Annotated in this window: 21 protein-coding genes; 11 read left to right on the forward strand and 10 right to left on the reverse strand. The window is 61.2% G+C overall.

Annotated features, from left to right (window positions below):
• Window positions 1-199: 199 nt before the first annotated feature.
• The 3 genes from HQ912_RS03620 to HQ912_RS03630 form a co-directional block, all read right to left on the reverse strand.
• A complete protein-coding gene (locus HQ912_RS03620) occupies window positions 200-2,095 on the reverse strand; it encodes a PhoX family protein (protein ID WP_107323012.1) in 1,896 nt (631 codons plus the stop codon).
• Window positions 2,096-2,162: 67 nt separating this feature from the next.
• Window positions 2,163-2,927 (reverse strand): TOBE domain-containing protein, encoded by a 765-nt coding sequence (locus HQ912_RS03625; RefSeq protein ID WP_047228119.1) that lies wholly within the window; start codon window positions 2,925-2,927, stop codon window positions 2,163-2,165.
• Between the two features lie 57 nt (window positions 2,928-2,984).
• Window positions 2,985-3,725, reverse strand: coding sequence for a ComF family protein (locus HQ912_RS03630; protein ID WP_107323011.1), 741 nt, complete (start codon window positions 3,723-3,725; stop codon window positions 2,985-2,987).
• 91 nt (window positions 3,726-3,816) lie between these two features.
• Between HQ912_RS03630 and bioB the strand changes: the two genes are divergently transcribed.
• The 11 genes from bioB (at window position 3,817) to HQ912_RS03685 (ending at window position 16,900) form a co-directional block, all read left to right on the forward strand.
• Window positions 3,817-4,872 carry a biotin synthase BioB gene (bioB, locus tag HQ912_RS03635; RefSeq protein WP_076383416.1) on the forward strand — a complete coding sequence of 352 codons (1,056 nt, stop codon included), beginning with the start codon at window positions 3,817-3,819 and terminating at the stop codon, window positions 4,870-4,872.
• A 153-nt stretch (window positions 4,873-5,025) separates the two neighbouring features.
• Entirely contained in the window at window positions 5,026-6,204 is a 1,179-nt protein-coding gene (bioF, locus tag HQ912_RS03640; RefSeq protein ID WP_047228116.1) for an 8-amino-7-oxononanoate synthase, read from the forward strand.
• A complete protein-coding gene (locus HQ912_RS03645; protein WP_076383417.1) occupies window positions 6,197-6,928 on the forward strand; it encodes an alpha/beta fold hydrolase in 732 nt (243 codons plus the stop codon). The genes bioF and HQ912_RS03645 overlap by 8 nt, the downstream gene beginning before the upstream one ends.
• A complete protein-coding gene (gene bioC, locus HQ912_RS03650) occupies window positions 6,921-7,733 on the forward strand; it encodes a malonyl-ACP O-methyltransferase BioC (protein ID WP_047228114.1) in 813 nt (270 codons plus the stop codon). Before HQ912_RS03645 ends, bioC begins: the two co-directional genes overlap by 8 nt.
• Window positions 7,730-8,413: a dethiobiotin synthase gene (gene bioD, locus HQ912_RS03655; RefSeq protein ID WP_076383418.1), complete on the forward strand. Its 684-nt coding sequence runs from the start codon at window positions 7,730-7,732 to the stop codon at window positions 8,411-8,413. The genes bioC and bioD overlap by 4 nt, the downstream gene beginning before the upstream one ends.
• A 108-nt stretch (window positions 8,414-8,521) precedes the next feature.
• Window positions 8,522-8,818 carry a pyrroloquinoline quinone biosynthesis protein PqqE gene (locus tag HQ912_RS03660; RefSeq protein ID WP_107323009.1) on the forward strand — a complete coding sequence of 99 codons (297 nt, stop codon included), beginning with the start codon at window positions 8,522-8,524 and terminating at the stop codon, window positions 8,816-8,818.
• 275 nt (window positions 8,819-9,093) lie between these two features.
• A complete protein-coding gene (locus HQ912_RS03665) occupies window positions 9,094-10,899 on the forward strand; it encodes a phenylacyl-CoA dehydrogenase (RefSeq protein ID WP_047228111.1) in 1,806 nt (601 codons plus the stop codon).
• A gap of 334 nt (window positions 10,900-11,233) precedes the next feature.
• Entirely contained in the window at window positions 11,234-12,523 is a 1,290-nt protein-coding gene (locus HQ912_RS03670; RefSeq protein ID WP_047228110.1) for a GGDEF domain-containing protein, read from the forward strand.
• Window positions 12,524-12,614: 91 nt separating this feature from the next.
• Window positions 12,615-14,411, forward strand: coding sequence for an acyl-CoA dehydrogenase C-terminal domain-containing protein (locus HQ912_RS03675; RefSeq protein WP_047228109.1), 1,797 nt, complete (start codon window positions 12,615-12,617; stop codon window positions 14,409-14,411).
• Window positions 14,412-14,630: 219 nt separating this feature from the next.
• The gene (locus tag HQ912_RS03680; RefSeq protein ID WP_076383422.1) at window positions 14,631-16,409 is read left to right on the forward strand and encodes an acyl-CoA dehydrogenase C-terminal domain-containing protein; all 1,779 of its coding nucleotides are present in this window, start codon (window positions 14,631-14,633) and stop codon (window positions 16,407-16,409) included.
• Window positions 16,410-16,741: 332 nt separating this feature from the next.
• Window positions 16,742-16,900, forward strand: coding sequence for a YqaE/Pmp3 family membrane protein (locus HQ912_RS03685; RefSeq protein ID WP_038436734.1), 159 nt, complete (start codon window positions 16,742-16,744; stop codon window positions 16,898-16,900).
• A gap of 133 nt (window positions 16,901-17,033) precedes the next feature.
• Here the strand turns inward: HQ912_RS03685 and HQ912_RS03690 are convergent, their stop codons facing one another.
• From HQ912_RS03690 to pqqF, 7 genes are all read right to left on the reverse strand, one after another.
• Window positions 17,034-18,863, reverse strand: a complete 1,830-nt coding sequence (locus tag HQ912_RS03690; RefSeq protein ID WP_173406479.1) for a S9 family peptidase — start codon at window positions 18,861-18,863, stop codon at window positions 17,034-17,036.
• The gene (pqqE, locus tag HQ912_RS03695; RefSeq protein ID WP_173406480.1) at window positions 18,829-19,998 is read right to left on the reverse strand and encodes a pyrroloquinoline quinone biosynthesis protein PqqE; all 1,170 of its coding nucleotides are present in this window, start codon (window positions 19,996-19,998) and stop codon (window positions 18,829-18,831) included. Before pqqE ends, HQ912_RS03690 begins: the two co-directional genes overlap by 35 nt.
• A complete protein-coding gene (gene pqqD, locus HQ912_RS03700) occupies window positions 19,970-20,245 on the reverse strand; it encodes a pyrroloquinoline quinone biosynthesis peptide chaperone PqqD (protein WP_047228106.1) in 276 nt (91 codons plus the stop codon). Before pqqD ends, pqqE begins: the two co-directional genes overlap by 29 nt.
• A complete protein-coding gene (gene pqqC / locus HQ912_RS03705) occupies window positions 20,242-20,994 on the reverse strand; it encodes a pyrroloquinoline-quinone synthase PqqC (RefSeq protein ID WP_047228105.1) in 753 nt (250 codons plus the stop codon). Before pqqC ends, pqqD begins: the two co-directional genes overlap by 4 nt.
• A gap of 210 nt (window positions 20,995-21,204) precedes the next feature.
• A complete protein-coding gene (gene pqqB / locus HQ912_RS03710) occupies window positions 21,205-22,116 on the reverse strand; it encodes a pyrroloquinoline quinone biosynthesis protein PqqB (protein WP_173406481.1) in 912 nt (303 codons plus the stop codon).
• 81 nt (window positions 22,117-22,197) lie between these two features.
• Entirely contained in the window at window positions 22,198-22,272 is a 75-nt protein-coding gene (gene pqqA / locus HQ912_RS03715; RefSeq protein ID WP_003177660.1) for a pyrroloquinoline quinone precursor peptide PqqA, read from the reverse strand.
• A 171-nt stretch (window positions 22,273-22,443) separates the two neighbouring features.
• Window positions 22,444-24,882, reverse strand: a complete 2,439-nt coding sequence (gene pqqF, locus HQ912_RS03720; protein WP_173406482.1) for a pyrroloquinoline quinone biosynthesis protein PqqF — start codon at window positions 24,880-24,882, stop codon at window positions 22,444-22,446.
• Between the last annotated feature and the right edge of the window lie 6 nt (window positions 24,883-24,888).

Consider the following 24,888-nt stretch of genomic DNA (forward strand, 5'->3'; position numbering starts at 1 on the left):
CTCCTGCGCAGCGGCAGGGCTGCCGCGTCCGGCCCAGCATGGTAGCGCAGACGGAGGGAGATAGGTGACGGCTGTCGGTGATCGTTCCCACGCTCTGCGTGGGAACGCCTCATGTGACGCTCCGCGTTACTCTTTGGGACGCGGAGCGTCCCTGGCTGCATCCCCACGCAGAGCGTGGGAACGATCAGCGTGAGGGCTATCAGGCGCCGATGACCCCGCCATCCTCACGAGTAATCACCATCACCGACGACCGCGGCTTACCGTTGGGCAGGTGCTCAGGGAACGTCGAGCTGCCGCTGGGATGCTGGATGCCGACGAACAGGGTTTTGTAGTCTGGCGAGAAGCTGATGCCGGTCACTTCGCAACCCACCGGCCCGACCAGGAATCGACGGATTTCGCCACTGTCGGGGTCGGCGCAGAGCATCTGGTTGTTGCCCATGCCGGCGAAGTCCCCGGTATTGCTGAAATCACCGTCGGTCTGAATCCACAGCCGCCCGGCCTTGTCGAAGCCCAGGCCATCGGGGCTGTTGAACATGTTCTGGGCGTTGATGTTGGACGAGCCGGCTTTCGGCGTGCCGGCGTGTACCGCCGGGTTGCCGGCGACCACGAACAGATCCCAGGAGAAGGTCTTGGAGGCATGATCGTCGCGGTCGGTGCGCCAGCGCAGGATCTGCCCGTAGACGTTCTTGGCCCGAGGGTTTGGCCCTTCCACCGGTTGACCGGCATCACCGCGCTTGGAGTTGTTGGTCAGGGTGCAATAGACCTGGCCGTCCTTGGGGCTGACCACGATCCACTCGGGGCGGTCCATGCGCGTGGCGCCAACGGCACTGGCGGCCAGGCGCGCATGGATCAGCACTTCGGCCTGGTCAGCGAAACCGCTGCTGGCGTCGATGCCGTTCTTGCCGTGGGTCAGCTCGATCCACTGGCCCTTGCCTTTGGGGTGGTCCGGGTTGCCGTCGCCGGCATCGAAGCGCGCCACATACAAGGTGCCGTGGTCCAGCAGGTTGCGGTTGGCTTTGGCATTGCGATGGTTGATGCGCTCGCGGCTGACGAACTTGTAGATGAATTCGCCGCGCTCGTCATCGCCCATGTACACCACGGCGCGACCGTCATTGGTCTGCGCGAGGGCGGCGTTTTCGTGTTTGAAACGGCCCAGAGCAGTGCGTTTTACCGGGGTGGATTGCGGGTCGAACGGATCGATTTCCACCACCCAGCCATGGCGATTGAGTTCGTTGGGGTTCTTCGCCAGATCAAAACGCGGGTCGTGCAGGTGCCAGTTGATTTCACTGCTGGTGACAGTGGCGCCATAGCGTTTTTGTGCCGCGTCGAACTGCAGGTCCGCCTTGCTGCTGCCGAAGCAGTCAGTGAAGTTCTCTTCGCAGGTCAGGTACGTGCCCCACGGCGTCATGCCGTTGGCGCAGTTCTGGAAAGTCCCCAGCACTTTTTTGCCGCTCTTGTCGGCGCTGGTTTTCAGCAGGTCGTGGCCGGCTGCCGGACCACGCAGGCGAATCGGCGTGTTGCCGTGGATCCGGCGGTTGTAGCGCGATTCCTGGACGAACTGCCACTGGCCGCGACGACGCTGGATCTCGATCACCGACACGCCTTCGGCGGCTTGGGCCTTGCGCACGTCTTCGGCCGACTGCGGCTGGCCGCCGTGAGGGAACAGGTATTGGTAGTTGGTGTACTCGTTGTTGATCGCCATCAGCGCCCGGTTCTTGTCGCCGGGGAATTCGAACAGGCTCATGCCGTCGGTGTTGTCGCCAAACTGCTCTTCCTGAGCGCGGGCTGTTCCATTGCCACTGGGGTCGAACGCCGGTGCATTTTTGCGCAGTGGCTGGCCCCAACTGATCAGCACCGAGGCTTTGTAGCCCGGAGGCAGGGTAATGGTGTCGGCCGTGGCGGCGGCGATGCTTTTAAAGCCCAGCAGCTTGCTGTTGCCTTCGCTCACGGCGGCGGCCAGCACGCTGCGGCTCAGCAGGTTGCCGCCCAGGAACATCGCCGCGCCGCACAGGGCGCCGGCGCTGATGAAGCTTCGACGGCTCAGGCCGACGATCTTTTCCAGGTCGGTGGATTGGTTTTCTTCTAATAGGCTCATCATCAGGCTCCCTGCTGGTTTTGGCAGTCACCTTAAAGCGGGTCGATGAAACTATTGTTGCAGCGCGCTACAGCGGTGTGCCGAGCAGCACATTTGTCGGTGAAAACGCGACGTGCACCGCAGAACCGGTAGCGAGGTTTCGCTCATGCAATTGGAGCGGATCGGCCAGGGCGCACAATGTCTGGCCGTTGGGCAGGCCGATACGCACTTCACTGGGGCCGTCTTCGGCGGCGGCAACCTGCTCGATCACGCCGCGCAACGTGTTGATTCCCGATTGCTCCGCTGACTCGATGGGGTGCAACTCCAACCAGCCGGCCTTGATCAGGGCCACCACTTCGGTGCCGATAGCCAGCTCCAGGCGTAAGGTGCTGTCATGGGTGATTTGCGCCTCGATGACCAGACCCCGGGCCAGTTCCAGGCGTACCCGGTCATTGTGGCCCTGGGCCTCGATCCCCAGGACTTTGCCATGCAGTTGATTGCGCGCGCTGGTGCGCAGCATCAAGCGACTGAGCAGGCCCAGATCCCCGGCGTCCTCGCTGGCTTCCAGTAACTGCGCCTGCAGCGCTTGCAAGCGCTGATACAGACGCAGCACGCGTTGCCCCTCCTCTGACAGCTTGGCGCCGCCACCGCCCCTGCCGCCGACGCTGCGTTCCACCAGCGGCTGGTCCGCCAGGTTATTCAACTCGTCGATGGCATCCCACGCCGCCTTGTAGCTCAGGCCCGCGCTCTTGGCGGCGCGGGTGATCGAGCCTTGTTCGGCAATGTGCTGCAACAAGGCGATGCGTTGTGGGCGCCGGACGATGTGCTGGGTCAGGAGCGGGGGCAATGACATGATGGAGAACTGCGCCAAGGAATCATGAGCGGACGTTGGCGCCTCGCAGGCGGCGCGTCAAGCCGGCTCACCGGGTTTCGGCGTGCGGGCCAGGCAATACACATCGACCCGGGCGGCGCCGGCATCCAATAGTAGGCGAGCCAGCGCCTGGGCTGTGGCGCCGGTCGTGAGCACATCGTCGACCAACGCCAGATGACGGTTGCCGAGCACGGCGTCGGGTGTGATGGCAAAGGCTTGACGCAGGTTTCGGCGCCGGGCCCTGGCATCGAGTGCCTGCTGGGCGGGGGTGTCCAGGACGCGCCGCAGCAATTGTTCTTCGCAAGGGATCTTCAATGTCGCGCTGAGCCAGCGTGCAAGCATCGAGGCCTGATTGAAACCCCGTTGACGCAAGCGCCGATTGGCAAGCGGTACTGGCACCAGTGCGTCGGGTGGCTCCAGTCCTTCATTGAAGTGATGCTGCAGGGACTGCGCCAGCAGTTCGCCCATCAACCGACCGAGCGGCCATTTGGCCTGATGTTTGAAGCGTGCGATCAGGCTGTCGATAGGAAAGTCGTAGGCCCATGGCGCCAGGACCCGCTCGAAGGCTGGCGGTTGAGTGGCGCACTGGCCACAACGCAGCCCGGCCATGGGCAGTGGCAAGGCGCAGATACTGCACTGGTCACCGAGCCAGGGCAGTTCGCTCTCGCAGGGGGTGCAAATGGGTTGGGGCGTATCGGTGGTTTCGCCACACAACAGACAAGATTGTTTGTTTTTTAACCAGATGTAAACCGCCCCATCGTATCGTGGTTGACAGCGCATGACTCTTCCTTAAATATGCCGAACATCCGTGTCGCGCCTGTGGGTATTCCATGTCCCCAGGTGCCAGCCAAGCATAATCAAGGAAATGCCCATGAGCGCCAGCACCACTGCCAACCTGCGTCATGACTGGTCTTTGGCCGAAGTCAAAGCTCTCTTCGTCCAGCCCTTCAATGACCTGTTGTTCCAGGCGCAGACCGTGCACCGCGCGCATTTCGACGCCAACCGCGTCCAGGTGTCCACGCTGCTGTCGATCAAGACCGGCGCCTGCCCGGAAGATTGCAAATATTGTCCGCAGTCCGGCCACTACAACACCGGGCTGGAAAAAGAAAAGTTGCTGGAAGTGCAGAAAGTCCTCGAAGAGGCCGCCCGTGCCAAGGCCATCGGCTCGACCCGTTTCTGCATGGGCGCGGCGTGGAAGCATCCGTCGGCCAAGGACATGCCTTATGTGCTGGAGATGGTCAAAGGCGTGAAGGCCATGGGCCTGGAGACCTGCATGACCCTGGGCCGCCTCGATCAGGACCAGACCCAGGCCCTGGCCCAGGCCGGCCTGGACTACTACAACCACAACCTCGACACGTCGCCGGAGTTCTACGGCAGCATCATCACCACTCGTACCTACAGCGAGCGTCTGCAAACCCTGGCTTACGTGCGAGATTCGGGGATGAAGATCTGCTCCGGCGGCATCCTGGGCATGGGCGAGTCCCTGGACGATCGCGCCAACCTGCTGATCCAGCTGGCGAACCTGCCGGAGCATCCGGAATCGGTGCCGATCAACATGCTGGTAAAAGTCGCCGGCACGCCATTGGAAAACGCCGAAGACGTCGACCCGTTCGATTTCATTCGCATGCTCGCCGTAGCGCGGATCCTGATGCCCCAGTCCCATGTACGCCTGTCCGCCGGCCGCGAAGCGATGAACGAACAGATGCAGGCCCTGGCATTTTTCGCCGGTGCCAACTCGATTTTTTATGGCGACAAACTCCTGACCACCGCCAACCCGCAAGCCGACAAGGACATGCAACTGTTCGCTCGCCTGGGCATCCAGCCGGAGGCCCGCGAAGAGCATGCTGATGAAGTGCATCAGGCGGCTATTGAACAGGCGCTGGTGGAGCAGAAGAGCAGCGAGCAGTTCTACAACGCCGCCCTCTGAGCTGACGCAAAAAAAATGTGGGAGCGAGCCTGCTCGCGATGGCGATGGAGCATTCAACATTTATGTTGACTGGCACGCCGCTATCGCGAGCAGGCTCGCTCCCACAGGGGGATCTCCTCCAGTCTTTAAATAGCGGTTCACCCCGAGGCCTGCATGCCCTTCGATCTCGCCGCACGCCTGACTGCCCGTCGTGCCGAAAACCTCTATCGCCAGCGCCCGCTGCTCGAAAGCCCACAGGGGCCAGAGGTGGTGGTGGACGGCCAGCCGCTGCTGGCGTTCTGCAACAATGATTACCTGGGCCTGGCCAATCATCCGCAAGTGATCGAAGCCTGGCGCGCCGGTGCGGCGCGATGGGGAGTGGGTGGCGGTGCTTCCCATCTGGTGATCGGCCACAGCGGGCCTCATCATGCCCTGGAAGAAGCCCTGGCTGACTTGACTGGCCGCCCGCGGGCACTGCTGTTCACCACTGGCTACATGGCCAACCTTGGCGCTGTCACCGCATTGGTGGGGCAGGGTGATACGGTGCTGGAGGATCGACTCAACCACGCTTCGTTGCTCGACGCCGGGTTGCTGTCCGGCGCGCGCTTCAACCGTTATCTGCACAACGATGCCCAGAGCCTGGCCAACCGTCTGGAGAAAGCCACCGGCAATACGTTGGTGGTTACCGATGGTGTGTTCAGCATGGACGGTGACATCGCCGATCTGCCGGCCCTGGCCCGTGCAGCCAGGGCCAAGGGCGCCTGGCTGATGGTCGATGATGCCCACGGTTTCGGCCCGTTGGGGGCCAATGGCGGCGGGATCGTCGAACATTTTGGCCTGAGCCAGGATGACGTGCCGGTATTGGTCGGCACCCTGGGCAAAGCCTTCGGTACTGCCGGTGCTTTTGTCGCCGGCAGTGAAGACCTGATCGAAAGCCTGATCCAGTTCGCTCGTCCCTACATCTACACCACCAGTCAACCGCCGGCTCTGGCCTGCGCTACGCTCAAGAGCCTTGAGCTGCTGCGCAGCGAGCATTGGCGGCGCGAACATTTGCAGGTGCTGATCCGCCAGTTTCGCCACGGTGCCGAGCAGATCGGCCTGCAATTGATGGACAGTTTCACGCCGATTCAGCCGATCCTGATCGGCGATGCGGGGCGGGCGATGCGCTTGTCGCAGATGCTGCGTGAGCGGGGACTGATGGTCACTGCGATCCGCCCACCCACCGTGCCGGCCGGCAGCGCTCGTCTGCGCGTGACCTTGACCGCCGCTCACAGTGAGGCTCAGGTGCAGCTACTGCTGGAGGCATTGGCCGAGTGTTTTGCACAACTGGGACCGGAGCCAAGCCATGCGTGATCGACTGATATTGCTGCCTGGTTGGGGCTTGGGCGTTTCCCCGCTGGAGCCTCTGGCGGCTGCGCTGCAAGGGCTCGATGAACATCTGCGGGTCGAGATCGAGCCGTTGCCGGCACTGACCTCAAGCGACCTCAATGAATGGCTCGATGAGCTGGATGCCACATTGCCCCAGGATGCCTGGTTGGGTGGCTGGTCGCTGGGCGGCATGCTGGCCGGCGAGCTGGCGGCGCGTCGGGGCGAGCGCTGTTGCGGCTTGTTGACCCTGGCGAGCAACCCTTCTTTCGTGGCCCACGATCAATGGCCGAGCGCGATGGCCGGTGAAACCTTTGATGGGTTTCTCGCCGGGTGCGCCGCCGACCCGCGCCAGACCCTCAAGCGCTTCAGTTTGTTATGTGCCCAGGGTTGCAGCGATCCGCGCGGCTTGTCGCGATTGTTGCTGGCGGGTGCGCCTGTCACTTCGCCCGATGTGTTGATGGCCGGGCTCGAGCTGCTGGCGCAACTGGATACCCGCGCCGCCTTGCAGGGCTTCGGCGGCCCGCAGCTCCACGTGTTTGCCGGGCTCGACGCCCTGGTACCGGCTGAGGCAGCGGGTGAATTGCTGGTGTTGCTGCCCGATGTTGAAATCGGTCTGATCGAACAGACCGGCCACGGATTCCCTCTGGAAGACCCCCACGGTGTGGCGGGGGCGATTCAGGCTTTTTTGCATGAGTCCGATGATGACTGATTTGTCTGTTGCCAAATTGCCCGGTGCCTTGCCGGACAAGCGCCAGGTGGCGGCCTCGTTTTCCCGGGCGGCGACCAGTTACGACAGCGTGGCCGAGCTGCAGCGCGACGTAGGCCAGCAGTTGCTGGACCGGCTGCCTGCTTCGATCATGCCTGAGCGCTGGATGGACCTGGGTTGTGGCACCGGCTATTTCACGCGGGCGCTGGGTACGCGCTTCGGCGAGGTGACCGGGTTGGCGCTGGATATCGCCGAAGGTATGCTCAACCATGCTCGCCCTCAGGGCGGGGCTGCGCACTTTATAGCCGGTGATGCCGAGCGGTTGCCCTTGCAGGCCTCCAGCTGCGATTTGGTGTTCTCTAGCCTGGCGGTGCAGTGGTGCGCGGATTTTGCCTCGGTGTTGAACGAAGTCCATCGGGTTTTGAAACCCGGTGGCGTGTTTGCCTTTACAAGCCTTTGCGTCGGCACGTTGTACGAACTGCGCGACAGCTGGCGTCAGGTGGATGGCCTAGTGCACGTCAACCGTTTTCGCGGGTTCGAAACGTATCAACAGCTATGTGAGGCCAGCGGGCTGAACGTTATCAGCTTGGAAAACCGTCCCCATGTGATGTATTACCCGGACGTGCGCGGTCTGACCCATGAATTGAAAGCCCTCGGCGCCCACAATCTGAACCCCGGCCGGCCCGGCGGGTTGACGGGTAGGGCGCGGATCCTCGCACTGGTTGACGCTTACGAACAGTTTCGTCAGGTACAGGGTTTGCCCGCGACCTACCGGGTGGTTTACGCCGTGCTGGAGAAACCGCTATGAGCCAGGCTTATTTCATCACCGGTACCGACACCGACGTGGGCAAAACCACCGTCGCGGCTGGCCTGCTGCATGCTGCGCGACAGGCTGGCATGTGCACCGCCGCGGGTAAGCCCGTGGCCTCTGGTTGTGAAGTAACGCCCAAGGGCCTGCGCAACGCCGATGCCTTGGCGCTGTTGGCCGAATGCTCGGTGCCGCTTGAGTATGCCCAGGTCAATCCGGTGGCGTTCGAGCCGGCCATCGCGCCTCACCTGGCCGCTCGGGAAGCCGGCGTGGCCTTGACTGTGCAATCGTTGCTGGGGCCGATGCGTGAAGTGTTGGCCTTGGAGGCCGATTTCACTCTGATCGAAGGCGCGGGCGGCTGGCGCGTTCCGCTGGCCGATCAGGACAACCTCTCGGACTTGGCGATGGCGCTGGGGCTACCGGTGATCCTGGTGGTGGGCGTGCGCCTGGGCTGCATCAGCCACGCCCTGTTGACCGCCGAAGCCATCGCCCGGGACGGCCTGCAACTGGCGGGTTGGGTGGCCAATATCATCGACCCCAAGACATCGCGGCTGGAAGAAAATCTGGCGACCCTGGCCGAACGCCTGCCGGCGCCGTGCTTGGGGCGTGTGCCGAGAATCAAGGGCATCACCGCCGAAGCCGTAGCTGCGCATCTGCACCTGGATTTGCTGGACTACTAAGGTTTTCACTATGACAAGGCACTGTGCCATTAGTGTTTTTGTCGGGCCTTTTCCCCAGGCTTCTGTTTCAATGTCCGCTGTCTACCCTTCAAGAAGACGAGTTCTGCCATGGAAATCTCAGGAAATACCGCGTTCTATGCCGGTCTGAGCACTATTCAGACAGGGCAGAACCGTGTCGATCAGGCCTCTAGCCAGATTGCCAACAATACGATCGAGCGTTCGGTCACCAGCCAGTCGTCCGAACTGCAAGCCGATCGCTTGCGGTCGGTGGATCGCAGCCAGCAATCGGACTTGGCCAGCAACATGGTTGAAATGTCCCAGGGCAAATTTCAGGTCGAACTGGGCGTGAACGTGGCCAAGGCTTCCGATGAAATGCTCGGTACGTTGATCGACACTTTCGTCTGATTCTCTACTTCAGGTTTGTCAAAACGCCGCGATTATTCGCGGCGTTTTCGTCTCTAACTCCTTCTGGCTCAACTAATCTTTTCCTACGGACGCTGTGAGTGTTTCGCTGCGGTGAATTGCTGTGCCTGGGATTTTTTCAGGGACGATGACGAACGGCAAAAGATCGACGCTTGACAAGATTTAGGCGTAAACGTATGTTTCAAACAACTGTTTGACCGTCACAACAAATCCATGCGGTCGTTCATTCCCGGTTACATCAGCAGAGGTTTATCGCTATGCCTGACTACAAGGCCCCCTTGCGTGATATTCGCTTCGTTCGTGACGAACTGCTTGGCTATGAAGCGCACTATCAGAGCCTTCCGGCTTGCCAGGACGCAACGCCAGACATGGTTGACGCCATTCTCGAAGAAGGCGCCAAGTTTTGTGAGCAGGTGCTGGCACCGCTGAACCGTGTGGGCGACATCGAGGGCTGCACCTGGAGCGAATCCGGTGTGAAGACCCCGAGCGGCTTCAAGGAAGCCTACAAGCAATTCGTCGAAGGCGGCTGGCCAAGCCTGGCCCACGACGTTGAGCATGGTGGTCAAGGCCTGCCGGAGTCCCTGGGCCTGGCGGTCAGCGAGATGGTCGGCGAAGCCAACTGGTCGTGGGGCATGTACCCAGGCCTGTCCCATGGCGCGATGAACACTATTTCCGAGCACGGTACGCCCGAGCAGCAAGAGGCCTACCTGACCAAGCTGGTTTCCGGCGAATGGACCGGGACCATGTGCCTGACCGAGCCGCACTGCGGCACTGACCTGGGCATGCTGCGCACCAAGGCCGAGCCTCAGGCCGACGGTTCGTACAAGGTCAGCGGCACCAAGATCTTCATTTCGGCCGGCGAACACGACATGGCCGACAACATCGTCCACATCGTTCTGGCACGCCTGCCAGACGCACCGGCCGGTACCAAAGGTATTTCGCTGTTCATCGTTCCCAAGTTCCTGCCTAACGCCGACGGCTCCATCGGTCAGCGCAATGCGGTGAGCTGCGGTTCGCTGGAACACAAGATGGGCATCCACGGCAACGCCACTTGCGTGATGAACTTTGACGCGGCCACCGGTTTCCTGATTGGCCCGGCGAACAAAGGCTTGAACTGCATGTTCACCTTCATGAACACCGCACGCCTGGGCACCGCGCTGCAAGGTCTGGCTCATGCCGAAATCGGTTTCCAGGGTGGCCTGAAGTACGCCCGTGACCGTCTGCAAATGCGTTCCCTGACTGGCCCGAAAGCGCCGGACAAGGCTGCCGACCCGATCATCGTGCACCCCGACGTGCGTCGCATGCTGCTGACCATGAAGGCCTTCGCCGAAGGTAACCGGGCGATGGTTTACTTCACCGCCAAGCAAGTGGACATCGTCAAATACGGCGTCGATGAAGAAGAGAAGAAAAAAGCCGATGCACTGCTGGCGTTCATGACGCCGATCGCCAAGGCGTTCATGACTGAAGTCGGCTTCGAATCGGCCAACCACGGCGTGCAGATTTATGGCGGTCACGGTTTCATTGCCGAGTGGGGCATGGAGCAGAACGTTCGCGACAGCCGCATTTCGATGCTGTACGAAGGCACCACCGGCATCCAGGCCCTCGACCTGCTGGGCCGCAAAGTGCTGATGACCCAGGGCGAAGCGCTCAAGGGCTTCACCAAGATCGTTCACAAGTTCTGCCAAAGCAACGAAGGCAACGACGCGGTCAAAGAGTTCGTAGAACCTCTGGCTGCGCTGAACAAGGAATGGGGCGAGCTGACCATGAAGGTCGGTATGGCGGCCATGAAAGACCGCGAAGAAGTTGGCGCGGCCTCGGTGGATTACCTGATGTACTCCGGTTACGCCTGCCTGGCCTACTTCTGGGCTGACATGGCGCGCCTGGCGGCGGAAAAACTCGCCGCCGGCACCACCGAAGAAGCTTTCTACACCGCCAAGCTGCAGACCGCGCGCTTCTACTTCCAGCGCATCCTGCCACGCACCCGCACTCACGTGGCAACCATGTTGTCGGGCGCCAACAACCTGATGGACATGAAAGAAGAAGACTTCGCACTGGGCTACTAAGCCTTACGCGGTTCTTCTAAAAAAGCCGCTGCTTCCTTCGGGAGCAGCGGCTTTTTTGCGTCTGACCGCAACCCCTGTGGGAGCGAGCCTGCTCGCGATGACGGCGGCATATCCAACATCATTGTGGGCTGACCCACCGCTATCGCGAGCAGGCTCGCTCCCACAGGAGTTGTTGGCAATCGTGGAACAACATTCATCCAACAAAACCCTAAGAAAACATCCCCCCCTGCCGTTACAAGGATGGCAGTGTGACATCTGTCACATCTCGCGTGCCTTAATGCCCCAGTAGCAGGCACAATGCCATCTTTGATCAGCCGGGTCGGAGCTTTTACCCTTGCCGCGTTCTTCCGCTGTACGTCTCAGTCATTTCCTACCGTCATTGGTGCTATTGCTGGCGGGGCTTGCGGCTGCCTACGTCAAGGATCTCAATGTCTTTTTCACCTCCCTGTTCAACGTTCTTCCTACATTGGTGTTGTTGCTCGGAGGGGCGTACTGCGCCGTTTACCGACGTCAGCGTGAGCTGTTTCTGATGATCACGGTGTACATCGCCTATTTCCTGCTGGACACCCAGACCGACTTCTATCGCGACAACGGCAAGGTGCGCGATGACGCAGCGGTGGTGTTTCACCTCGTCTGCCTGTTGTTGCCGCTGTTGTTTGGCCTGTTCGCCGCGTGGCAGGAGCGGACTCATTTGTTCCAGGACATGGTGGCGCGGTTCGCGGTGCTGCTGATCTTTGGAAGCGTGGCGCTGGCCCTGGAGCAAAGTTTTCCCCAGGCACTGCTGTTGTGGCTTTCGGAGATCCGCTGGCCAGCGTTGCACGGTGCCTGGATGAGCCTGATCCAGTTGTCCTACCCGGTGTTCATCGCCGCCTTTGTGTTGCTGGCCTGGCAATACTGGCGCCATCCGCGACCGTTGCATGCCGCGCAATTGGTGGGTTTGCTCGGCGTGTTCTGGATGTTGCCCAAGACCTTCATCCTGCCATTCACCCTGAACATCATGTGCAGCCAGGTGATGCTGATGATCGCGGCGGCGGTCGCCCACGAGGCTTATCAGATGGCGTTCCGTGACGAACTGACCGGCCTGCCGGGGCGTCGGGCGCTGAATGAGCGCATGCAGCGCCTGGGTCGCAATTATGTCTTGGCGATGAGCGACGTGGACCATTTCAAGAAATTCAATGACACCCACGGCCACGACGTGGGCGACCAGGTGTTGCGTCTGGTCGCCAGCAAACTGTCGAAAATCAGCGGTGGCGGTAGGGCTTATCGCTACGGTGGAGAGGAATTTGCGCTGGTATTCGCAGGAAAAACCATCGAAGAGTGCATGCCTCATCTGGAAGTCATTCGCGAATCCATCGCGAACTACAGCATCCAGCTACGCAATCCCGACAGTCGTCCCCAGGATGATCAACAAGGTCGCCAGCGTCGTGCCGGTGCCGGGGCATCCAGTGTATCGGTGACGGTCAGCATCGGTGTGGCCGAGCGCATCGAACAGCGCACCCCCGAAGAAGTGCTCAAATCCGCTGACCAGGCTCTCTACAACGCCAAGGGAGCCGGGCGTAACTGTGTGATTGCCTATGGGCAGAACCGTCGCGGTGCGGTGCGCATGGAAGCGGCCGCGGGTTGAGTGATGATGGCGCATTCAGCGTCTGGACTGTGATTGTGAGCCTCGGTGGCCGGCAGTAGGTTTCAACGACCTGTTACCGGAGAAAACCACCATGCCCGAGTACAAAGCCCCGCTGCGCGACATGCGCTTTCTGATCGATCACGTCTTCGATTTCCCTGGCCGCTATGCCGAACTGGGCGCCAGCGATGCCAGCCCGGACATGGTCAGCGCGATCCTCGAGGAAGGCGCCAGGTTCTGTGAGAATGTGCTGGCGCCGCTCAATCGCTCCGGTGACGAAGAAGGCTGCCATTTCGACAACGGCGTGGTCACCACGCCTACAGGCTTCAAGCAGGCTTTCGCACAGTACGTGGAGGGCGGCTGGCACGGGCTGGCGGCGGACCCGACTTACGGCGGCCAAGGATTGCCCAGTTCCCTGGGCCTGGTCATCAGCGAAATGGTCGGCTCCAGCAACACCTCCTGGGGCATGTACCCGGGCCTGACCCATGGTGCGATGTCGGCCATTCATGCCCACGGCACCGAAGAGCAGAAACAGGCCTACCTCACCAAGCTCACGGCCGGTCAATGGACCGGCACGATGTGCCTCACCGAAGCCCATTGCGGCACGGACCTGGGCATCATCAAGACCCGAGCCTTGCCTCAGGCCGATGGCAGCTACGCGATTACCGGCAGCAAGATTTTCATTTCCGCCGGCGAACACGACATGAGCGACAACATCATTCACTTGGTGCTCGCCAAACTGCCGGATGCGCCTGCCGGGACCAAAGGTATCTCGCTGTTCATCGTGCCCAAGTTCCTGCCGGACGCCAGTGGCGAAGCGGGACCGCGCAATGGCGTCTCCTGCGGCTCGATCGAGCACAAGATGGGCATCAAGGCGTCCGCCACCTGCGTGCTTAATTTCGACGGGGCCAAGGGATTCTTGATCGGCGAGCCGAACAAGGGTCTGAACTGCATGTTCACCATGATGAACCATGCCCGGCTGGGCACCGGCATGCAGGGCCTGTGCCTCGGGGAAGCGAGCTTCCAGGGCGCGATCAAATATGCCAACGACCGTTTGCAGATGCGCTCGCTGACCGGCCCCAAGGCGCCGGAAAAAGCCGCCGATCCGATCATCGTCCACCCCGATGTGCGCCGGATGTTGCTGACCATGAAAGCCTTCAACGAGGGCAACCGGGCACTGACTTACTTCACCGCGCAACTGCTGGATATCGCACACCTGAGCAGCGACGAAACCGCCCGCCAGGAGGCCGAAGACCTGCTGGCGTTCCTCACCCCGATCTGCAAGGCTTTCATGACCGATACTGGCCTGGAAGTAACCAACCACGGCATGCAGGTGTTTGGCGGCCATGGTTTCATTCGTGAGTGGGGCATGGAACAGCTGGTGCGCGACTGCCGTATTGCGCCGATCTATGAAGGCACCAACGGCATCCAGGCCTTGGATCTATTGGGGCGCAAGGTGCTGGGCAGCCAGGGCAAGTTGCTGCGAGGGTTCACCAAAATCGTCCATAAGTTCTGCGCCGCCAACGCTGAACATCCACAGCTCAAGGATTACGTCGCGCAACTCAACGGGCTCAACCAGCAATGGGGCGAACTGACCACCCGGGTTGGCATGGCGGCCATGAAGAACCCCGATGAAGTCGGCGCCGCTTCGGTGGACTATCTGATGTACAGCGGTTACATCATCCTGGCCTATCTGTGGTTGCGCATGGCGTTGGTGGCCCAGGCGCAACTGGATGCAGGCGAAGGTGACGCTGATTTCTGCCGGGGCAAACTGGCGACCTGTGAGTTTTACTTCAAGCGCCTGCTGCCAAGGACCGCTGCCCATCGGGCCGCGGTGGAGGCGGGGAGCGATTGCTTGATGAAGTTGCCGGCGGAGTTGTTTGCCCTTTGATGTGAGGGGGACAAAGATCGCAGGCTTCGCCAGCGCCTACAGACGTGCGCATATTCCCTGTAGGAACTGGCGAAGCCTGCGATCTTTTCTGCGGTGACTAAAAATAACAAAACAGTCACTGGCTGACCCTATGTGTCGCAAAAGTTGTTGGGGTACACTCAGGCCACTGCAAAAACCGTTTTCTTACGAACCAATTGTTTAGATCTTGCGAGGTTTGCCATGGCTGACTACAAAGCGCCCCTGCGCGATATGCGCTTCGTCCTCAATGAAGTGTTCGAGGTCGCGAAGCTCTGGGCTCAACTGCCGGCGCTGGCCGAGACCGTAGACGCTGAAACCGTCGAGGCGATCCTTGAGGAAGCCGGCAAAGTCACCAGCAAAAGCGTTGCCCCCCTCAGCCGTGCAGCTGACGAAGAAGGTTGCCACTGGGCTGACGGTGCCGTCACCACGCCAGCCGGTTTCCCACAGGCCTACAAGACTTACGCTGAAGGCGGCTGGGTCGGTGTCGGTGGTGATCCGACCTACGGCGGCATGGGCATGCCCAAGGCTGTTTCGGCTCAGGTCGAAGAAATGGTCAACTCCGCCAGCCTGTCCTTCGGCCTGTACCCCATGCTGACCGCCGGGGCTTGCCTGTCGATCAATGCTCACGCCAGTGAAGAGCTGAAAGCAGCCTACCTGCCGAACATGTACGCCGGCGTCTGGGCCGGTTCCATGTGCCTGACCGAGCCGCATGCCGGTACGGACCTGGGCATCATTCGCACCAAGGCCGAACCTCAGGCCGACGGTTCCTACAAGGTCAGCGGCACCAAGATCTTCATTACTGGCGGCGAACACGATCTCACCGAAAACATCATCCACCTGGTGCTGGCAAAGTTGCCGGACGCACCGGCAGGCCCTAAAGGCATCTCGCTGTTCCTGGTGCCCAAGTTCATGGTTAACGCCGACGGCAGCCTGGGGGCGCGTAACGCGGCCAATTGCGGGTCGATCGAACACAAGATGGGCATCCAGGCGTCCGCCACCTGTGTGATGAACTTTGACGACGCCGTGGGTTATCTGGTCGGCGAGCCGAACAAAGGCCTGGCGGCGATGTTCACCATGATGAACTACGAGCGTTTGGGTGTGGGTATCCAGGGCCTGGCCACCGGTGAGCGCTCCTACCAGAACGCCATCGAATACGCCCGTGACCGCCTGCAAAGTCGTTCGCCAACCGGTGCGCAGAACAAAGACAAAGTCGCTGACCCGATCATCGTCCACCCGGACGTGCGCCGGATGTTGCTGACCATGAAAGCTTCGAACGAAGGTGGCCGGGCATTTTCCACCTACGTGGCGATGCAACTGGACACCGCCAAGTTCAGCGAAGACCCGGCCACCCGCAAGCGTGCCGAAGATCTGGTGGCCTTGCTGACCCCGGTGGCGAAGGCGTTCCTGACTGATCTGGGACTGGAAACCACTGTCCATGGCCAGCAGATTTTCGGCGGCCACGGCTACATTCGCGAATGGGGTCAGGAGCAACTGGTGCGTGACGTGCGCATCACCCAGATCTACGAAGGCACCAACGGTATCCAGGCGCTGGACCTGGTAGGGCGCAAGATCGTCGGCAGTGGCGGGGTGTTCTACAAGCTGTTCGCTGACGAAATCCGCCACTTCACGGCTACCGCGAGCAGTGATCTGGCCGAGTTCACCAAGCCGTTGAACGACGCTGTCGGTACGCTGGATGAGCTGACCGAATGGCTGCTGGACCGGGCGAAAAGCAACCCGAACGAAATCGGCGCGGCTTCGGTGGAATACCTCCAGGCGTTCGGCTACACCGCCTACGCCTATATGTGGGCACTGATGGCCAAGGCGGCCTTGGGCAAAGAAGCGCAGGATGATTTCTATGCGAGCAAACTGGGCACGGCGCGGTTCTACTTCGCCCGTCTGCTGCCGCGCATCCACTCCCTGAGTGCCTCGGTGAAGGCGGGTAGCGAGTCACTGTTCCTGCTGGACGCTGGGCAGTTTTGAAATCTGACGGCGTGTAAGCAAATGCTTACACGCCGTGCTGGCGTTTTCCCTCTATCGGCTGATTGGATCCAGAGCTAATCTACTTCACATGGACGTCGCGCAGGATGCGCAAAGCAAAAACACGGACACGTAGGATTCTGCCAGGATGGCGGAGCGAAATGGATGTCAGGGAAACAGTCTGCAAAGCCCCGCTTCGGCGGGGTTTTCTTTTGTCCGCGTTTTTATCTTCCCGCGCTTTATCCCTTCTGGATGGCTTCGCACTGAACCCTGACGAGCGGTCGGGTGTCCATGTGCTATATGGCAATGTGGCCATCGCCAATCAGGAGTCATCCATGGATATCATTCGAATCATCATCGCCATCCTGCTGCCGCCATTGGGTGTGTTTCTGCAAGTGGGCTTCGGCGGGGCATTCTGGCTCAACATCCTGCTGACTCTGTTGGGTTACATCCCGGGTATCGTGCATGCGGTGTACATCATCGCCAAGCGCTGAATTTGTTGGTTTGCACAAATCCCCTGTGGGAGCGAGCCTGCTCGCGATAGCAGTAGATCCAGTCAAAATCTCCATGGACTGATCCACCGTTGTCGCGAGCAGGCTCGCTCCCACATTTGGTTTTGCATTTGCCCTATAGGGGGCCATCCATCACCCTGCGATAGAACAACCATTCATGTTCCAGCGCATGAGCCTGGTTGATCGCCTTGCGAAAGCCATGGCGCTCATCGGCGTAGTAATGCGCTTCTACCGCGATGCCGTTGTTCTGCAATGCCTCGACCATATCGCGTGTCTGCTGCGGCACGACCACGGCATCCAGTTCACCCTGGAAAAATATCACCGGGGTGCGGATCTGATCAGCGTGCAGCAGTGGCGTGCGGTCCCGATAGCGTTCGGCGTCCTGTTGCGGGTCGCCGATCAGCCAGTCCAGATAATCGCCTTCGAATTTGTGCGTGGCCTGGCCCAGGGCGACGGGGTCGCTGACACCATAGAGACTGGCGCCGGCACGGAACACGTCATGGAACGCCAGGGCGCAAAGAGTCGTGTAGCCGCCGGCACTGCCGCCACGAATGAACGCGCGACGGCCATTGATCAAGCCTTGTTCCTCAAGGTACGTGACCGCCGCGCAGGCATCCTCGACGTCCACCACCCCCCAATTCAAACACAGCGCCTGTCGATAGGCCCGGCCATAACCGCTGCTGCCGCGGTAATTGAGATCGGCTACGGCAAAGCCGCGCTGGGTCCAGTACTGGATGCGCGGATCAAAAATGGGATAACACGCCGAGGTCGGCCCGCCATGGATGAACACCACCAATGGCGGCTTCTCTTCGGCGTTCATGGCCGGGTAAAAGAACCCATGGGCTTGGCTGGAAGCCGAGGGATAGCGCAGGGTTCGGGGGCGACTGATGTGTTCGACGGGCAACGGCGCAACGCCACCGGCGAGCACCACCACTGCATGGTTTTGCCGCTCAATGGCTATCACCGCCGACGGGCTGATTGGCGAAGCGGCGATGGCATAAATGAACCGCTCATCGAGTGCCAGGCTGCGAAAACGCGAATAGGAGCCGCTGAAATCCTCGTATACGCCGTCACTGCGGCAGAGGCCCAGTCGCCCGAACCCCGCCTCGGTCCAGCTCGCCAGGTAAGCGCTTTCGCCCAGCGGCAGCCAGGTACAGCCGCCCAGTTGCCAGGGTGCTGGGGCGTGATCGGCTTCGGCGGCGGGCAGCGGCTCCAGGCCGTCGGCGGATTCAATCCAGGGCTGCCAATAACCGTCACGATCACTCAGGCAATAAAGGCGACCGGAATCATCAAAACGCGGTTGCTGAATGGACTCCTCGTGACCGCTGCCCGCGACGCAACGCGGCTCATTCCAGGCGCCAGCGTTGCGCTCGGCCAGCATCAGTCTCGTTGACGTCCACGGTTGATGGGGGCGGCTCCACTCAATCCAGGCCAGTCGTCGACCATCTGGACTCAAGGTCGGCGCGGCGTAGAAGTCCGCACCTTCGGCCAGCAGATGTCGCTGATGATCTGCCAGGCCGATCGAGACCAGGCGATGCTGATTGGCCTGCTCCTCCACCGCCAGCACCTGGCCGCAAGCGAAGTGAAGATCGCCATAACGACAATCACCTGAGGTCAGCGCCACGGGTTGTTCGCCGGCCAGCGACTGGTGATACACCTGCTGATCGGCCTCATTGACGAACAGCACACTGTCGTCGCTCAGGCAGAACGAACCGCCGCCGTATTCATAAACCCGGCTGCGGACACTGAACCCGTCCGGGGTCAGGCATCGGGCCTTGGCATCCTGCCAATGCCAGATCCGGCAGGCACCGTCTTCGGGACGGTATTGATTCCAGAACAGTCCAAGGGGCCCGGCTTGCAGCTCAGTGAAGTCGATGCCTGCCGCAACGGCCTGGGCTGCGCTGAAAGAATCAGCCTTTGGCGATGAGGCGTGAGTTTCGTTCATTGCGAAAGGCCAGTTGTTCAATCGTCTGAGTGGCATGCTCGGCGTCTTCCCGAGCCTGAAGAATCATCCCGTGATGCTCGGATTTGCTGCACACCGGGTCGGCATTGCTCGCATCGCCCGTGAGCATGAACGCCTGGCAGCGACAGCCGCCGAAGTCCTTTTCTTTTTCATCACACGAGCGGCACGGCTCGGGCATCCAGTCATAGCCGCGGAAACGATTGAAGCCGAACGAGTCGTACCAGATGTGCTGCATGCTGTGGTCACGCACGTTGGGAAATTGCACGGGCATCTGACGGGCGCCGTGACAGGGCAATGCGGTGCCGTCCGGCGTGACGGTCAGGAAAATGCTGCCCCAGCCGTTCATGCAGGCCTTGGGGCGTTCTTCATAATAGTCCGGGGTGACGAAGATCAACTTGCACGGATGCCCTTGGGCTTCCAGTTTGGCGCGGTATTCGTTGGTGATACGTTCGGCACGCACCAGTTGTTCCCGGGTGGGCAGCAGGCCGACGCGGTTGAGCTGCGCCCAGCCGTAGAACTGGCAGGTGGCGAGTTCGACGAAGTCGGCTTCAAGGGCGATGCACAGCTCGATAATGCGGTCGATCTTGTCGATGTTGTGCCGATGGGTGACGAAGTTCAGCACCATCGGATAGCCGTGGGCCTTGACCGCCCGGGCCATTTCCAGTTTTTGCGCGAAGGCTTTCTTTGAGCCGGCCAGCAGGTTGTTCACCTGTTCGTCGCTGGCCTGGAAACTGATCTGGATGTGGTCGAGGCCGGCCTTTTTGAAATCGCTGATTTTCTGCTCGGTCAAGCCGATGCCTGAGGTGATCAGGTTGGTGTAGAAACCCAGCCTGCGCGCCTCGGCGATCAGTTCGGCCAGGTCCTGGCGCACCAGCGGCTCGCCGCCGGAAAAGCCCAATTGCGCGGCGCCCATCTCACGCGCCTCGCGAAACACCTTGAACCACTGCTCGGTACTCAGCTCCTTGCCCTGTTCGGCGAAGTCCAGCGGATTGGAGCAGTACGGGCATTGCAACGGGCAACGGTAGGTCAGCTCGGCCAACAGCCACAGCGGCAGGCCGACTTCAGGCTTGGGCGGCAGGCTTGTGGCGTCAGACAAGTTCGATCCAATGCTCTGCACGGGCGACCTCCATGAATTGCTCGATGTCGTCACCGAGTTCCGGCACGTCGGGGAACTGTTTGGCCAACTCGCCAATGATGGCGGCCACATCCCGTTCACCGTCGATCAGGCCGCCAATCAGCGAAGCGCTGTCGTTGAGCTTGATCATGCCTTCAGGATAGAGCAGCACGTGGCCCTTCTGTGCCGGCTCGTACTGGAAACGATAGCCGGGGCGCCAGCGTGGGGTCTTGCTGCGATCGAAACTCATAAGGTAATTCCTTTGTGCCACACCCGTTGCCCGGTCACGCTGTGATAGGGCGGGCGGTTCAATTCGTAGGCCATGCTCATGGCATCGAGCATGCTCCAGAGGATGTCCAGTTTGAACTGGAGAATCTCCAGCATGCGCTCCTGGCCTTCGCGGGTGGTGTAATGCTGCAAGGTAATCGCCAGGCCGTGCTCCACGTCACGCCGGGCCTGGCCCAGGCGGGTGCGGAAATATTCGTAGCCGGCGGGGTCGATCCAGGGGTAATGCTGCGGCCAGCTGTCCAGGCGCGACTGATGGATCTGCGGTGCGAACATTTCGGTCAGGGAGCTGCTGGCGGCTTCCTGCCAAGAGGCGCGGCGGGCGAAGTTGACGTAGGCATCCACCGCGAAGCGCACGCCCGGCAGCACCAGTTCCTGGGAGCGCAGTTGATCGGGATCCAGGCCAACCGCCTGACCCAGCCGCAACCAGGCTTCGATGCCGCCGTCTTCGCCGGGCGCGCCGTCATGGTCGAGCAGGCGCTGGATCCACTCGCGGCGGATTTCCCGGTCCGGGCAGTTGGCCAGGATCGCGGCATCCTTGAGCGGGATGTTCACCTGATAGTAAAAACGGTTCGCGACCCAGCCCTGGATCTGCTCGCGAGTGGCGCGGCCCTCATACATCGCCACGTGATACGGGTGATGGATGTGGTAATACGCACCCTTGGCACGCAGGGCCGCTTCGAACTCGGCGGGGGACAGGGGGGTGTCAGTCATTGCGGTTCTCCGGGCAATTCCCGTGGATTCTGTGGCGTCAGGGTTGGCCCCATCGCGAGCAGGCTCGCTGCCACACTTGATCTGTAACGCATGAAATATCCGGTACGACTCAAACTTCTGTGGGGCGATCCTGCTCGCGATGGCGTCTCATCAGCCAGCAGCGATTGGCTGACTCAGCGCACACCCACTCCCACAATCGTCGCGCCCGTCCTACAACTCAATACTCATTCCGTCGTAAGCCACTTCAATCTTTCGACGTACAAGCTCGGCCAGCTCGGGCGAGTCTTCGTCGAGGATCGGGTTGGTATTGTTGATATGAATAAGGACCTTGCGCGGCTCGGGCAGTTGCTCCAGCACTTCGATCATCCCGCCAGGCCCGTTCTGTGCCAGATGGCCCATCTCGCGACCGGTGCGGGTGCCGACGCCACGACGCTGCATTTCATCGTCGTCCCACATCGTGCCGTCCACCAACAGGCAATCGCTGCCGGCCATGATCTCCAGCAAAGGCTCGTCGACTTTGCCCAGGCCTGGGGCGTAAAACAGCTTGCCGCCGGTGCGCAGGTCTTCGACGATCAGGCCGATGTTGTCGCCTGGGTGCGGATCGAAGCGGTGCGGTGAATAGGGCGGCGCTGCGCTGCGCAGCGGCAGGGGAGTGAAGCGCAGGTTCGGGCAGGCCGGGATGGTGAACGGCTGGTCGAGTTCGATGCGGTTCCAGCTCAGCCCGCCGTTCCAGTGGGTCAGCATGTTGAACAGCGGAAAACCGGTGCTCAGGTCTTCATGGACCATGTCGGTGCACCAGACTTGATGCGGGCAGCCTTCGCGCAGGCTGAGCAGGCCGGTGGTGTGGTCGATCTGGCTGTCCATCAGAATGATGGCGCCGATACCGGTGTCCCGCAGTGCCCGACCCGGTTGCATCGGGGCGAATCCTTGGAGCTGGGCGCGAATGTCCGGGGAGGCATTGCACAGCACCCAGTTCACGCCATCATCGGAAATCGCGATGGACGACTGAGTGCGTGCCTGGGCTCGCAGGCTGCCGTTGCGAAAACCTGCGCAATTGGCGCAGTTGCAATTCCACTGGGGGAAACCGCCGCCGGCGGCGGAACCTAGAATCTGGACAAACATGGCCGCTCCATCTGCAAACCGAAATAAAAAACGCCCCGGCTGACCGAGGCGTTGTGCTGCGCGTTCAACCGCCTGCAGCAATCAACGGCTGGCGAAGTACATGGTGACTTCGAAACCGATACGCAGGTCGATATATGCGGGTTTGGACCAAGACATGGAAATACTCCTTTAGGTGGGATGCTGTCATCAGGATGGGTCGGTTGAGACCTATACATATAGTCCACCTCCGAAGGGAGATGTTCAGATGCTTAGGCGGCTATGTTACTAAATCTGACATATTCGTTGGCTGCAATTCTCCAAGAAAGCTCATTGCACAGACTGTAATGATCATGGCACCGCGTGCCAGGGCTCTCCAGGGCAGGCTCCATTGGTCAGGCAGTAGCGTGCACTTTCGGCGCTAGTCAGATGCCGCACGGCGTCCATCAGCTGTTCTCGATTCACACGCATGATGGCGTCGGGCAATTGCTCAAGATAATCCGACGGGTGGCCAGCGAGTTTGCCCTGCCAGAGCAGTTCGGCCGCTTGGGCGCAGGGCAGGACGGCGCTCTGGAATTGGGCGGCGAGGGCCTGCTGCTGACTGGCCAGCGTCGAATCGTCGAGCTGCTGGAGCAGGTCCGGCAGGCCGCTCAGGAACTGGTCGATATGGGCGATCAACTGGGCCGCCGAGGCGCTGGGTGATTGGACACCGAACAACAAACCGGTCTGCCCATCGATCTGCTTCACACCGCTGAACACTGCGTAACCCAACTGCAACTCGACCCGCAGGCGCTGGTAAAACGCTGTTTGACACAGCTGTGCCAGCAACCGCCATGCGGCTTCGTCGCGCAGGGCTCGGGTAGGCGTGGGACAAAACAACAACACGGCCTGTTCGTCGCCGTGGGTCTGAAGGGTGTGCCAGATCGGCTGCCCGCAAGGGGAGGCCGGTTGGGCTTGCTGGCCGGCAATGCCGGGCACCCGGGCCAGCACCGGGCCCATTGCTCCCTGGGTGGCGGCCGAGAGACCGATGGCCAGTGCGTCCCAATGCGCCGTCGTCCACACGCTGTTGTCGCGATCGGGCAGCGCCAAGGCTGACGATGAGGAGTTTTGCTGGCAATGAATCGGCAGCTCCTTCAACAGGTGTCGAATCGGTATCAGTGCAGGTTCGCTCTTCGCTGGCGCCGGCGGCAGTGGTTGTCCCAGCTTCGTCAGGATGTGCTCGAGCACCAAGGGCATCGGTGCCTGCAGGCCAACCAGCTTCAGCAGCCATTGGTCGGCGCAGGGCTCAAAGGTGACTTCCACGCCGGCCTGCTGCGCATCTTCACGCAGATCCTGCAGGTGCCGATCAAGCCTGGCCGAGAGGTCGAGCGGGGGCAGCGTCGCCAGGCGCCAGCGCAGATACACCGCGCCTTGCGAGGTGTTGTCCGCCAGCCCTTGGCTGAACTGCATGGGGGAACGTTCCCGCCGGCCCCGGGAGCGGTCCTGGGCGAAGGTGCGCAGACCGCGATGGGCGCTGGTCTGGCCGCGTATCAACCCGGTACGGGGTGGTTCGCTTGCCGTTTGCAGGAACGGGTTGGGCGCGGGCAGTTGCCATTGCCCGGTGACGTGCTCCGCCGGGTGCAATTGCTTGAGAATTTCCCTGAGCCGCGACAGATCGTTTTCCGACAGTTGAACATCACGTTCTTCATTGTCCCAACGGGCCAGTTGCAACGCCGTCGCGGTCTCCTGCCGACGTTGCAGGCGGGCGCTGAACTCATCGCGCAAGGGCGCCCAGTCGTCCTGGGCGGCGAAAAATCCCAACCAATCGTGCAGCAATGGCTGAATGTCGTTCAGTGCGTGATCGTTGTCGAGTTTGAACTCGATGTGCAACAGCGCCTGCTCGGCAAACTCGTACAGCGCCGATGCCTTGAGGCTGTCAGCCAGACCGCGTTGACGCAAGGTGGCGAGCAGGCCCCCCGGTTTGCTGTTATTCAGCCATGTGCAGAGAAAATCCATGGTTTGCGGCGAGGCGACGGGCAAACCTTCGAAGGCGTACAGCAGATCGAGACGTCCTGGGCTGACCTGTTGATAACCGGACTGGTGCGATGCCATCAGCTCTGGCGCCGGCTGTCGGGTGACCGCTTCACCCGCAGGCACATCGCCGCTGAACTGCTCGGCCAGTGCCTTCATGGCTTCGATGCTTTGCGGGCCGGCTAGACTCAGCGTCATTTGGCCGCTCTGGTAGAACCTTCGATAAAAGTCTTGCAGTGCCATTTGGAACTCGGCCCGCTGCACCGCGAGGCTGTCGCGATTACCCGCATGGAAACCTCGCAGTGGATGAGCTGCGGACAGTCCTTCGTGCAGGGCCACTTGTCGCTGGGCCGTGGGGTCCTGAGACCAGGCGATGAATTCCGCGTGCAGCACTTCTCGCTCGCGCAATTGGACGGTTTCATCCAGGCGCGGATGGGAGAGCATGTCCCCGAGTCGCTCCAGGCCGCCGGCAAAGGCAGCCGGTGGTAATTCGAAGAAGAAATCGGTGGTGCGATCGCTGGTGCGGGCATTGACCTGGCCGCCATGCCGTTGCACGTAGGTCATCAGGTTCTGCTCTGTGGGAAACCGCTCAGTGCCGAGGAAGAAAAGATGTTCGAGCAAGTGCGCCAGTCCCGGCCAGGCGAGCGGCGCATCATGGCTGCCGACCGCCACCCGCAGCACCGCAGCGCTGCGCTTGAGGCCGGGGACATGGCGCAATGTCACTCGCAAGCCGTTGGCCAGGGTTTCAGTGTGGGGGCAGAAGGAATCGACGGCCGACATGAGCGT

Origin of the sequence: Pseudomonas sp. MPDS, assembly GCF_013283895.1 — a bacterium.
Taxonomy (GTDB): domain Bacteria; phylum Pseudomonadota; class Gammaproteobacteria; order Pseudomonadales; family Pseudomonadaceae; genus Aquipseudomonas; species Aquipseudomonas rhizophila.